At 41.9% G+C, this 13,011-nt stretch carries 11 protein-coding genes; all 11 read right to left on the bottom strand.

What is annotated here, in order from left to right:
- Positions 1–78: 78 nt before the first annotated feature.
- Positions 79–939, bottom strand: a complete 861-nt coding sequence (locus tag NE848_RS03605; RefSeq protein WP_252110842.1) for a fumarylacetoacetate hydrolase family protein — start codon at positions 937–939, stop codon at positions 79–81.
- Positions 940–949: 10 nt separating this feature from the next.
- Positions 950–1,729 carry an SDR family NAD(P)-dependent oxidoreductase gene (locus NE848_RS03600; protein WP_252110841.1) on the bottom strand — a complete coding sequence of 260 codons (780 nt, stop codon included), beginning with the start codon at positions 1,727–1,729 and terminating at the stop codon, positions 950–952.
- 8 nt (positions 1,730–1,737) lie between these two features.
- The gene (locus tag NE848_RS03595) at positions 1,738–2,397 is read right to left on the bottom strand and encodes a DUF3826 domain-containing protein (protein WP_252110840.1); all 660 of its coding nucleotides are present in this window, start codon (positions 2,395–2,397) and stop codon (positions 1,738–1,740) included.
- A gap of 75 nt (positions 2,398–2,472) precedes the next feature.
- Complete coding sequence (locus NE848_RS03590) at positions 2,473–3,711, bottom strand: tagaturonate epimerase family protein (protein WP_252110839.1); 1,239 nt, start codon at positions 3,709–3,711, stop codon at positions 2,473–2,475.
- Positions 3,712–3,724: 13 nt separating this feature from the next.
- Complete coding sequence (locus NE848_RS03585) at positions 3,725–4,531, bottom strand: SDR family oxidoreductase (RefSeq protein ID WP_252110838.1); 807 nt, start codon at positions 4,529–4,531, stop codon at positions 3,725–3,727.
- A gap of 10 nt (positions 4,532–4,541) precedes the next feature.
- The gene (gene uxuA / locus NE848_RS03580; protein ID WP_252110837.1) at positions 4,542–5,723 is read right to left on the bottom strand and encodes a mannonate dehydratase; all 1,182 of its coding nucleotides are present in this window, start codon (positions 5,721–5,723) and stop codon (positions 4,542–4,544) included.
- Between the two features lie 62 nt (positions 5,724–5,785).
- The gene (locus NE848_RS03575) at positions 5,786–7,042 is read right to left on the bottom strand and encodes a glycoside hydrolase family 88/105 protein (protein WP_252110836.1); all 1,257 of its coding nucleotides are present in this window, start codon (positions 7,040–7,042) and stop codon (positions 5,786–5,788) included.
- An 80-nt stretch (positions 7,043–7,122) separates the two neighbouring features.
- Positions 7,123–8,586 (bottom strand): tagaturonate reductase, encoded by a 1,464-nt coding sequence (locus NE848_RS03570; RefSeq protein ID WP_252110835.1) that lies wholly within the window; start codon positions 8,584–8,586, stop codon positions 7,123–7,125.
- A gap of 77 nt (positions 8,587–8,663) precedes the next feature.
- Positions 8,664–10,283 carry a sodium:solute symporter gene (locus tag NE848_RS03565; protein ID WP_252110834.1) on the bottom strand — a complete coding sequence of 540 codons (1,620 nt, stop codon included), beginning with the start codon at positions 10,281–10,283 and terminating at the stop codon, positions 8,664–8,666.
- A gap of 1 nt (position 10,284) precedes the next feature.
- Positions 10,285–11,475 carry an aldose epimerase family protein gene (locus NE848_RS03560; protein WP_252110833.1) on the bottom strand — a complete coding sequence of 397 codons (1,191 nt, stop codon included), beginning with the start codon at positions 11,473–11,475 and terminating at the stop codon, positions 10,285–10,287.
- A gap of 21 nt (positions 11,476–11,496) precedes the next feature.
- Positions 11,497–13,005 carry an L-arabinose isomerase gene (gene araA, locus NE848_RS03555; protein ID WP_252110832.1) on the bottom strand — a complete coding sequence of 503 codons (1,509 nt, stop codon included), beginning with the start codon at positions 13,003–13,005 and terminating at the stop codon, positions 11,497–11,499.
- Positions 13,006–13,011 lie beyond the last annotated feature (6 nt).

The following is a 13,011-nucleotide window of genomic DNA, read 5'->3' as shown; positions in this document are numbered from 1 at the left end:
TGCTTGATTTTTTGTTCACTATCAAACTTATTATTAAAACCGGCAAAAACTATCCTGTACCTCCTTGGCGTAAAATACCTAAGATTCCTGCCATGCCCGGGCTACCTGTTTAGAAGAACCAAGACCATCTATTCCCAGTTCAATCACATCTCCAGGTTTTACATACCGCTGCGGTTTAAGTCCCATTCCCACTCCAAAAGGAGTACCGGTTGAAATAATATCCCCAGGCATTAAACTCATAAACTGGCTAAGATAACTCACCACGGTAGGCACATCAAAAACCATATCTGAAGTATTGCTTTGCTGTTTGATCTCACCATTCAGTTTAAGCCACAGCTTAAGGTTGTGCGGATCCTTTACTTCATCTTTGGTAACCACATATGGCCCAATAGGAGCAAAAGTATCACAACTCTTTCCTTTAACCCATTGACCTGCTCTTTCCAATTGAAATTCCCTTTCACTATAATCGTTGTGCAGAACGTAACCGGCGACATGGTCCATTGCTTCTTCTTTTGAAACATAACTGGCCTTTTTACCAATTACGATTCCAAGCTCCACTTCCCAGTCAGTTTTTGTACTGTTCTTTGGAATAATCAGGTCATCATTTGGCCCCACAATGGCACTTGTGGCCTTAAAGAATATCACCGGTTCTTCAGGAACCGTAGCACCACTTTCTTCGGCATGTTTAGCATAATTTAGACCGATACAAATTATTTTTGAAGGTCTTTTTACAGGTGGTCCCAGCCTTGTACCAGCCGGAACGAGTTTGTTTTGGGACTTATTATTCTTAAGCCATGATTTCAGTTTTTGTATTCCGTCAGTTCCAAAAAAGTCCTCGTCGAAATCTGAACCAAAATCAGATACATCTATCTGGGTTCCATCTTCCAATTCTACGCCAGGATATTCCTGCCCGGGCTCACCACATCTTATTAGTTTCATTTTTCAAGTTTTATCCGTTAAGTTTTATAAATCCTCCGTCTATTGGGAAGTTTGTTCCAGTAATAAAAGAAGCTTCATCTGAACACAGGTAAAGTGCCAGGCTGGCAACTTCTTCCGGTTTTCCCATCCGACCTAAAGGCTGAGTTTTAGAAAGCTCCTCAAATTTTTCTTCTATCTGGTTCGGGTAATTCTTTTTAATAAAAGCATCCACAAAAGGTGTATGCACTCTGGCAGGCGAAATGGCATTACATCTTATCCCATCTTTCAAATAATCTTTTGCAAGGGAATAGGTCATTGTAAGCACGGCCCCCTTAGACATCGAATAAGCAAAACGATCTTCTATACCCACCACAGAAGCGATACTGGCCATATTGAGAATCACCCCATCTTTATTTCTTTTCATATGAGGAACCACTGCCTGCGAACAGTTGTAAACCCCTTTTACATTTACCTGGAAGATCTTATCAAAATCATCTTCAGCCGTATTCTCAATATTACCCACGTGGGCAATACCTGCATTATTTACAAGGATATCAATAGACTGTTTTTTAGCTATCTTATCGATAATATTTTTCACTTCCTTATGATCTGAAACGTCACAGGCAACTATTTCCAGCCTGGACTTTTCAGCAACTGAATTAAGTAAATTTTCGGCCTTTCCAGAATTTAAATCGAGAATAATCACATGAGCTCCGTGAGCTATAAATTTCTTCGATATTGCTTCACCTATACCACTGCCGCCACCGGTAATGATCACATTTTTACCTTTTAAGCTAAATTCTGATCTCATGTTTCTTTCTAATTCTTATTTACAAAATCCTTATAAAGTTGACGCCAGTTCCTGCCATTGGAATTAAGATAGCTCTCAGCCTTGGTTTTATAGATCTCAAAAATTGCAGAGATCTCTTCCATATTTTTATAATCCACCGATCTCTCGCGCGCCTCTTCGAGTAATCCCCTGATGTGTTGGGCTTCTTCATCGGTGAGATCAGGTACGATAGCATGATAACCTTTCATGGTAAAATCAACTTTACCTACAGTATATTTATCAAGAATGGCTATCACTTGCTCTTCATTCAGGTCTTTTCTCAGACCTTCCATAAAGTTCTGGTGTATTGAATCGGGCTTGGCCGAATGAGCGATCATTCTTCTATCAAGTTCACTTAGTTTATCACCGGTTTTCGGATTAATACCTGCAGGAACCTGAGTATATGGATGGGAATTATGCCAGTCTCTAACAGCTATAAGATGTGTGGTAATTACATTCTCCACGCGAGTTATCCTTGCCTCATCTTTCAATTCAAGGGAAGCAACCCATTCCTTTGCTTTGGCTTGCTGATCCTGGTTGCTTTTAGCTCTCCGTTGTGAAACGTCATCAGGATCGGTTTTGATTTGCGCATAGATTTCCGATAGGTTAAGGCAAAAGATAAATACCAGAAGGAGATATATTTTTTTCATTTCTATAAATATGGAATGAATGTAAATATAACCTGCTCCTTCGGAGACACTATCCTGTACCTTCCCGCGAAAAAATCAAATAAATAAGGGTTTTAAGTGCCTTTGAAGTAAATTGTGGGTTACCCTCTCTTCTATCACAGCCCTGTTCTTTTCAAGCAACGGAAAGAATTGTTCCTTCCTTTCCCCTGCGATCTTATAGGCACAATGCATGAGCTGTCTGAAATGAGGATTAAAATGATCGGACTCCTGTTCATGACGTAAGGCGTTCGCGAAAGCCCTACCCGATTGAAAGGAATCTGGCCCGGGAAGCTGGTCTGTATCAATATCGAGTACCTCAGCATAGTTTTCGGTAAGCTCTTCGAAACGCTGAAGGGCTTCAGCATATAATTCTTTTATGAACCGAAAAGCATCACCTTCACTTTCAGCAAGGCCTATCGCTTCTTCAAGCCAGGTAGTTCCTGCTGTTTTCAGGTGAAGGCCGATATTATGCTTTTTGATCAGTTTATTTATTACCGGATAAATCGAAAATTTATCGCTTCCACTATGAACACTCAGCTTAAGATTTTCAGGGAAATCAAATTCCTGAATTGCAAATTTCAACACCTGTATATCCTCTTCAAATTCCTCTTTAAAACGATCCAGATCACCTTCGTAATCTATGCCCTTATAAAAATTCCCGGTGAATTTGGGAGCGATCGTATTTACCGGGACCCCATAAAATGCGAGAGCAGCAAGAATGAAAAATAACTGAGCCGGAGATTGTGGCTCTTCAACTTCATCTATGGAAACTTCTGTGAAGAACTTTCCATTTTTATTTTCCTTTATATGAAAATAGACTTCAGAAGCTTTCTTCATTGGAAACAGGAAAGCATGTAGCATCTTCTCTATTTCTGAAGACTTGAAAAGGATCCACTTATCTTTGGTAAGCTGAATCCCTTCTTCATACTTCTTAAAAAAAGCAAGGAATTTTTCTTCATCTGACGGCTCTCCTTTTCTCCCGATGTATTGAGCAACATCAATGGTAAAAAAATCGCTTGAATTTATATACCTGTTTACCGTTTCCAGGTTTATATGATCGGCATCTACCAGAAAATTATCCTGGAAATCTAAATCCCGAACTGCGATCCTGGCTTCTTTTTCCACACTTTCAGGCTGGCTGCCTACCGTTTTATGTTCCCGGTCAGATTTATTCCAGACAGGCGTAACTGCAACTCCAAGTTCTTTCAATTCAATGATCGCTTTGAGCTGCCCTTTACCTTCTTTCCCGAATCTGTCGCCGGTACCAAACGAATATTTACCCAATTCCTTACTCATGACTCATAAATTTTTACACACCGCTAAAGGCTCCAAAGCCACCATCTACCGGAATGATTGTTCCTGTTACGAATGAAGATTCGTCACTGGCCAGCCAGTTCGCCACTCCCTGCAGCTCCTCTGGTTTCCCAAATCTCTTCATAGGCGTTTGAGAAATAATGGTCTCTCCACGACTGGTTAGACTCCCATCATCATTTAGCAGCAAACTCCTGTTTTGTTCACCAATAAAAAAACCAGGAGCGATCGCATTGACTCGAATTCCGTCGCCATACTTGGAGTTCATTTCTACGGCGAGCCATTTTGTAAAATTATCTATCGCTGCCTTTGAGGCGGCATAACCCATCACCCTCGTTAAAGCTCTTTGGGCGGCCATCGAGGAGATATTTATTATACTTCCCTTGCCAGCCTCTGTCATCGCTTTTGAAAATACCAGTGTTGGTAGGACAGTACCCTTGAAATTCAAATCGCCAACCTTATCAAGATCATCAATATTAAGGTCAAAGATTGACTGATCGGGGGTGATCACGGCACCCTTCATATTTCCTCCGGCGGCATTTACAAGAATATCTACAGGGCCGAATTCCCTCACAATTTTTTCTTTAGCTGAGACCAGTTTTTCCTCATCCAGGACATCAGCTACCAGGGCAAGGGCTTCTCCCCCCGCTTCCTTTATTTCATCTACTCTTTCATTTACGGTATCTTCACTTCTCCCAAGAATTCCAACCCTGACACCATTCTGCGCGAGACCTTTAGCAATGGCTCCTCCCAGCACACCATTTCCACCTGTTATTACCGCTACTTTATTTTTTAAATTATGCATTTCGTTGTATTTATTTATTGACAAGTGCAAACTCCAAACCTCTTAATTCGGCAAGGCCGCGCATACGGCCAATAGCCGAATATCCCGGATAGAATTGCTTGCCCTGATCATCCATCATTTCATGACCATGATCGGGTCGCATTGGCAGAGTTTCCCTTTTATTTTTCTTCTGAAGTTCGTGGAACTTCTTCATCAGTTTAAGAATATCAGCATTGCCTTCCAAATGATTGGCTTCAAAGAAAACCGAATTTCCCTCCCGCTGAACAGATCTTAGATGAACAAAATGAATTCTGTCGTAGAATTTCGTCAGAATTCCTTCCAGATCGTTGGAAGCAGAAGCCCCCAGGCTACCACTGCAAAAAGTAAGTCCGTTAGCGTTTTGCGGAACCTTGGTAAAAATATATTCCAGGTCTTCAATTGAGCTTATAATTCGTGGTAAACCCAATACAGGCCATGGCGGGTCATCAGGATGGATGGCTAACTTAACACCATTCTCTTCAGCTACAGGAATGACCTCTTTCAGAAAATAAAGCAGGTTTTCCTTAAGGTCTTCCGCGCTGAGACCTTCATAATCCTTTAAGCCCTTCCTAAGCTTCTCAAGCGTGAACCCGGCCTGGTCTCCCGGCAATGCCATAAGCAGGCTCTCCTTTAAGGTTGCCCGCTCTTTCTCGCTCATCCGGGAATATTTTTTTTCGGCTTCTTCCAGAAGGGATTCTTCATAATCTTCTCTGGCATTCTCTCTCTTGAGAATGAAAAGATCGAAAACAACAAGATCTATCCTGCTGTAATAAAGGGCTGTGCTGCCATCTTCCAGTTCGAAACGGACATTGGTTCTGAGCCAGTCAAGCACAGGCATAAAATTGTAACATATACGGCTAATACCGCAACTGGCAAGATTCTTAAGACTGACCTTATAATTTTCTATGAGCTGGTCGCGGGTTTCTTTTCCCTGCTTGATATCCTCATGAACAGGAAGGCTTTCCACAACGTTCCAGTACAATTTAAAGCCATGCTGAGTGTTACTTTCTTCCAGCATATCAATTCGCTTCCGGATCTCCTCCACAGTCCATATCTCGCCCACCGGGATATGATGTAAAGCTGTTACCACTCCATTGGCACCAGCCTGCTTTATGGTCTTCAACGAAACCGGGTCGTGTGGCCCATACCATCTCCAGCTTTTTTCAAAAATCATCAGTTTATTTTTTAGTTCTTAAACAGGCTTATAACAAATTTACGGATCATAAATTCAAATCTCTAACGATTTAAAGTCAGACTCGCCAAAATAAAAGGCCCTGTTCCCTTGGGATCGTTAGCCCTAATCTTTTCGTTCACATAATACTCATATGAACCATCTCTGTAAGGATCACCTCCAAGACCTGCCACCGCACAAACCTGGTTAAGATTTACCAGGCCATTTTCTTCAACGCTTATTAGTTCGTTCAATATACCTTCATAGGCTTTCTGGGCCGCCGTATTGAATTTTTCAGGTAAATAGCCTTTATTATATCCTTTAGCAAATGTATAAGTAAACATCGAGGAACCGGACGCTTCAAGGTAATTACCTTCTCTGTCTCCCTGGTCGGTCACCTGATACCATAATCCGGTCTCTTCATCCTGATATTTTAATAAGGCATCCCCAAGTCCATTAAGGTAACCAATAAGCTTCTCTCTTCCCGGATTTTCTTCAGGCAGATAGTCCAAGACATCTACAATGGCCATTGCATACCAGCCCATAGCCCTTGACCAGAAATTTGGTGAGGTTCCCGTCTCTTTATCAGCCCATCGCTGCTGTTTACTGCTATCCCAACCGTGGTAAAGAAGGCCGGTCTTCTCATCCAGAGCATGCTCCTGGATCAATTCGAATTGCTTCACTATATCATTGTAGGCTTCAGCTTCCGTCTTTAAGCTGTCTGAGAACATTTTTGTATACTGGGCGTAAAAAGGTTCAGCCATATACAGTCCGTCAAGCCACATCTGTTGGGTATAACGTTTTTTATGCCAGAATCCTCCTTCTGGCGTACGTGGCTGATCCTTTAACTGGTTCCTTAAAGTATCGGCCGCTTTTCTAAACCTTTCCTCCCCGGATTCCTTGTACAGATATAATAAATTATCACCCGATTTTATCATATCAAGATTATACTTGCTCATTTCGTAAGTCTTGATCGAACCATTTGGTTCTACCAAAGCATCAGCATAAGCATAGATATAATCGAAATATTTATCTTTCCCAGTTTCTTTATACACCCCTTCACAGGCATTCAAAACAAGTCCGTTGGTGTAACTCCACCTTGCCTGATCTACAAAATCAAGTTTGGAGGCCTCCGGAAATCGGGAAATCTCTGAAAGCATCATTCTTTCATACCATTTCAGATCTTCGGAAATCTGTTCTAAGGTATCACCCACTTCAGATGTTGCCTTTTCTTCCTGTTGTTTCTTATCTTTACATCCGATGCAAAGCACAATCAAGATCAAGGCTATAGAGCTTAAAGAGTTTAGTCTGTTCAAAATCATATTATTGAAGTTATTTTTATAATTAGTCAGATTAATTAGATTATCCGTTTTATAGCAATTCAGAATTCGCTTCTGAATCTTCAGTATTTAAAATTTCTCATCTGGCCCCTGAATTCCTCAAATCCCTCTTCAATGCCATATTTATCTATGAAGACCAGGGCAAGTGAAACAGCTTCCACCAATCCATTTATTTTGCTTAGATCCTGATCCCAGAATTCAGTATTAGAAAGGGCCTTTATCGAAACCTGGTTATAGTCGCTCGCTCTCCAGATATCCTTTAAGGCTGAAACAACCTTTTCGTCATCCTTTACAGGCAATCTTCTGCCATTCCAAAGGGATCCGTAAAACCGAAGAAGACATGCCAAAGCAAATGTTAGCTTCACGGGCAGCTTCTCTTTTTGCTGTTGATAAGCCAGCAGGCTGGGTAATACTCTTACTTTGAATTTTGAAACAGAATTAAGTGCTATACTGGAAAGCTTGTGTTTCAGAAATGGATTTCTAAAGCGGTCCAGCACCTCCTCTGCAAACAAATTTAGTTCCTCCTCTGGCAGGGAAAGTGTGGGGATAATTTCATCAAAGATCGCGTCTTTTACAAAGCTTCTGGTGAACTGATCATCTAATATCTCCTTTACTGTTTTATTACCATACATCAAAGAAAAAGGGACCATTGTAGTATGCGCCCCGTTTAAAATCCTCACCTTTCGTGTTCTGTATGGCTGAAGATCCTTTACTATCAGTATATTTTCATCTATTTGATCAAAGGGAACCTTCGCTTTTAATTCTTCATCACCTTCAATAAATATTTCCACGGCCACTATAAGCTTATCTTCAAAGAGAACCTCCTTCTGATAGATCTCGATATTTTCAGCCGGATAACCCGGGACTATCCTGTCTACAAGAGTATTATGAAAGGAATTATGATTTTTAACCCAGTTTATAAATCCTTCCTCCAAATCCCATAAATCGGAGTATTTAAGAATGATTTTCTTTAAGGTATCGGCGTTATTATTAATCAGTTCAAAGGGGAGTATGATCAATCCCTTTTCCGGGGCACCTCCAAAATGTTGAAATCTTCTATAAAGCAGGGCTGTCAACTTCGCCGGAAAGCTATTATGCGGAGTGCCCTGCAGAGTATCATTCTCATCAAAAGCAATACCTGCTTCGGTGGTATTCGAAATTATGAACTCAAGACTCTCTTCTTCAGCAAGCTTTAGATATTTCTCATAATCTTTATAGGGATCAATTCCATGCTGGATACAGGAAATAACCTCTTTTTCCTCTATCTTCCTTCCCTTACGGATACCTTTCATAAAAAGGTTATAGAGCCCATCCTGCTGATTAAGCATATTTACCGCCCCCCCGGGCAATGGCTGAATTACAGCAACCCCGGCGTTAAAGTCGGCCTCTTTGTTTAGCCTTTCAATAATATAATCTACAAATGCCCTTAGAAAATTCCCCTCTCCAAACTGTACTACCCTTACAGGAAGCTTCCTCGTTAGACCAGTCTTTTCCCTAGTAAGTCTTTTATTCAGGACGTTCCTCATAATTCCATTCTAAACAGCAGTTTACGAGTAGCAATTTCTTTATCTATTATCTGGAATCCATCCTGTAGGTACCTGAGTTATTCCCCATTGAAAAATATCATCACCCATGCTACTATCGCAACGATAAGCACAGAAACTGCAATATCTTTCCAGTTATAACTTGTTTTATTATTTCTTTTCTCTACTTCCGAAATGGTCTGGAAGGTAAGGTTGTCTGTTTTCTCGTGTGCCGGAGCCGGAGTAAGAAGACTAACCACTACAATCAATACAATACAGAAAAGGAAGAACCAGGCTCCGAAAGAAAGGAAATTTATGTCTCCAAGCATATATAAGATTCCGTCCGAATCCAGAGAATCCTTAACAATTTCAAGAGTAATTCTAACCGCACCTAATATAAGGCCTACAACAAGTGTTGTTATAGCTCCCTGAGCATTGATCCTTTTATAAAATATTCCAAGAAGGAATACAGCCGTTATAGGAGGTGCAATATAAGACTGAACACTTTGCAGGTATTCATATAAAACTCCGGAAATATTCGCCATGATTGGTATCCAGGCAATTCCTATAATTACAATAATAACTGTTGCGATCTGTCCTGTTTGCACAAGTTTCTTTTCCGGTGTATTAGGTCTTAATTTTTTATAGATATCTACGGTGAATAAAGTAGAACATGAGTTAAATACGGAGGCTAATGAACTCATTAGAGCTGCAAGTAAACCTGCCGCTACAAGTCCGCGTAAACCGGATGGCAGTAAGTTACTCATCAATACAGGAAAGGCTTCATCCGGGCTATCCCAGTGTAATTCTCCTCTCATCTTCAATGTAAGGGCAATGATCCCGGGAATAAGGAACAGGAATACCGGGAGCAATTTAAGCAATGCACCAAAAATAGTCCCTCGTCTTCCTTCTTTAATATTCCTGGCTGTAAGGGCTCGCTGAACGATGTACTGATCCGTACACCAGTACCAGACACCTACGATGGAACTGGTTATAAGCAGTGAAGGCCATGGGAAATCGGGATCGGTTGCCGGTCTCCACATATCAAGATACTCAGGTCCCACGGTCTGGGTCATACTCTCCCATCCGCCAACTTTATCAAGTCCTATAAAAGTAAGTGCCGCAGCTCCTATTACAAGAATAATTGCCTGCAGGGTCTCGGTATATACTACCGCACGCATTCCTCCAAGTACTGTATATAGTCCGGTAAGGATCACGGTTCCAAGCGCACCCGTCCAGAAATCTATTCCAAGCAAAGCCGAAACCACTACTCCACCTGCGTAAATGGTTACCGATATTTTGGTGAGTACATAGGCTATTATTGAGAAAACCGACAATACCCATCTCGACCTCGCGTCAAATCTTTTTTCAAGGAATTCGGGCATGGTAAACACACCGCTTCTGGCATAAAAGGGAAGAAAAACCCAACCCAGTATCAATACCACCCAGGCCTGAATCTCATAAATAAGCATGGGTAATTTATCACCGGCACCTGCTCCTGCAAGGCCAACCACGTGTTCAGACCCGATATTGGAGGCAAAAATGGAAGCTCCAACCACGAACCACCCCACATTTCTTCCGGCCAGGAAGTAATCTTCGGTATTCGATTGTTTTTTATTGATCACCCATATCGCTATTCCAAGAAGTATGGCGAAATAAATCGAAATGGTGATCCAGTCTAAAGTATCTAAGGTCTGCATATTATTGTACTGAAAATTTGTAAGAGGTTTGAGAAGTATATTTTTCTCCCGGTTCCAATACCACCGAGGGAAATCCTTCCTGGTTAGGCGAATCTGGATAATGCTGGGTCTCCAGACAGAAACCCGTTCTTTTAGCATAAGTCCCACCTCCTTTTGCAGGCAGGGTCCCGTCAAGGAAATTCCCTATATAGAACTGTATCCCAGGTTCGTTGGTGAAAACTTCCATAAATCGACCACTTTCAGGATGATAGGCTGAGGCGGCAAACCTTACACCGCTGTCCTGCTCATTAAGCACCCAGCAATGGTCATATCCCAGACCTCTTTTCAACTGTTCATTGCTCTTTTCCTTATCAAGCTCGGTCCCAATGGCTTTTGGCTCCGTAAAATCAAAAGGAGTACCTTCAACAGGTTTTAATTCACCTGTCGGGATCAGGGTCTCATTCACCGGTAAGAACTGATCGGCATTGATCTCAACTTTATGATCGAGGATCTTCTGACTAAAATCAGCCGAAAGGTTGAAATAAGAATGCTGGGTAAGATTTACGATGGTCTTCATATCTGTCGTGGCCTTATATTGTATATCCAAGGTATTGACTGGTGTTAACGTGTAGGTCACCACCGTCTGAAGATTTCCCGGATAGCCACCTTCCCCGTCCTTACTGGTATAGGATAATTTAAGAGATACCGCATCTTCGCTCTCGCTCACTTCAGCATCCCAAACCACCTTATCAAAACCTTTTTCCCCACCGTGCAGGTGATTCTCTCCATCATTGGTTTCAAGGACATATTCGGTCCCGTCCAGAGAGAATTTACCTTTGGCGATACGGTTCCCGTAGCGGCCAATGATGGCTCCGAAATATGGATTTTCTTTTTCATACTGGGACAGGGAATCAAAACCCAGAACCACATCCTCGTAAACTCCATCTTTATTAGGCACTTTAAGGGCTGTGATGATTCCTCCATAGGTGATCACATCCATCTGCAGTCCGTTTGTATGTGAGATCATGTATTTTTCTACATTCTCACCTTCTGAAGTTTTTCCGAAATTCTGTGTTTGAACACTAAATCCTTTTTCTTCCATTCTGGAATCTTCTTGCTCAGATCCCTCATTTTCAGAAGGATTCTTACATTGTATTAATACAAGAAGAAGGGCCATACCTGACAATCTGAGCAGGTTATTAAAATTTTTCATAATCAGGTGGTTATTTTGTTATCACATTCCGTGCTGAAACAGATGATAATAGGCCTCATTGGCGTTTAGGGTATCTTTGAAGTCCCTTACCCGAGTATTATCATCGATCACCAGAAGTTCAATTCCGGCCATATCAGCAAAATCCTCCAGGAATTCGGTGGTCAGAGCCTGGGTATACACCGTATGATGTGCGCCACCGGCAAGTATCCACGTGGTCACGGCCGTATCCATATCTGGTTTTGGATCCCACAAGACGCGGGCTACAGGTAGATTTGGAAGATCTGCTTCCGGCTCCACGGCTTCCACCTCGTTAACGATCAGTCTGAAGCGGTTACCCATATCAACAAGTGAAGCATTCAGCGCGTTTCCTTTAGGAGAATTGAATACCAGCCTTACCGGATCTTCCTTTCCTCCAATCCCCAGTGGATGCACTTCGCAGTATGGCTTTTCGTCAGCGATACTGGGGCAGATCTCCAGCATATGTGAACCAAGAACAAAAGATTTCTCGGCTTTGAAATGGTTAGTATAATCTTCCATAAAGGAAGTTCCCCCTTCAAGCCCCTGGGCCATTACTTTCATGGCTCTTAACAGAGCCGCTGTTTTCCAGTCCCCTTCAGCACCAAAACCATAACCATCGGCCATTAATCTTTGCACGGCAAGTCCCGGTAACTGTTTAATTTCTCCAAGGTTCTCAAATGTATCGGTAAATGCTTTGAAGCCACCTTCGTCCAGAAATGCTCTGAGGCCAAGTTCGATCTTTGCTGCATCTACCAGAGACTGTCTTTTTTCTCCGCCTTCTTTCAAGGAATCGGTTAAACTGTAATCGTTTTCATAAGTTTTCAAAAGATCATTTACCTGCTCGTCGGTCACTTTTTCGATATGTTTAGTCACATCTGAAGAATCGTAACCATTCACCTGCACACCAAATTTGATCTGTGCGGCTACCTTATCCCCTTCGGTTACAGCAACATCTCTCATATTATCACCAATACGTGCCAGCTTTAGGTTCTGCAATTCATCCCAGCCCAAAGCGACGCGCTGCCAGTTCCCGACTTTTTTCTGAACTGCCTCGGTTTGCCAGTGACCCACGACCACCTTTCTCTTTTTACGCATCCGCGACATGATGAAACCAAATTCACGGTCACCATGTGCCGACTGGTTCAGGTTCATAAAATCCATATCTATCTTACCCCATGGGATCTCTGCATTAAATTGAGTATGTAAATGACAGATCGGTTTTTTAAGAATACTTAATCCATTGATCCACATTTTGGCAGGAGAAAAGGTATGCATCCAGGTAATAATCCCTATACAATTCTGGTTATTATTTGCTTCCAGCATCACCTGGGTGATCTCGTCAGGGGTCTTTACCGTGTCTTTATAAACCAGCTTTACCGGAACAAAAGAGGATTCGTTTAATCCCTTAACTATTTCTGCAGAATTGGCCGCAACCTGTTTCAGGGTTTCCTCGCCATATAAATGCTGGCTCCCGGTGACAAACCAAACTTCTTTATTTTTAAAATCTGTCATTTTTTA

It is taken from the genome of Gramella jeungdoensis (assembly GCF_023805255.1).
Lineage (GTDB): Bacteria > Bacteroidota > Bacteroidia > Flavobacteriales > Flavobacteriaceae > Christiangramia > Christiangramia jeungdoensis.
This window is presented reverse-complemented; position numbering and strand designations above follow the sequence as displayed.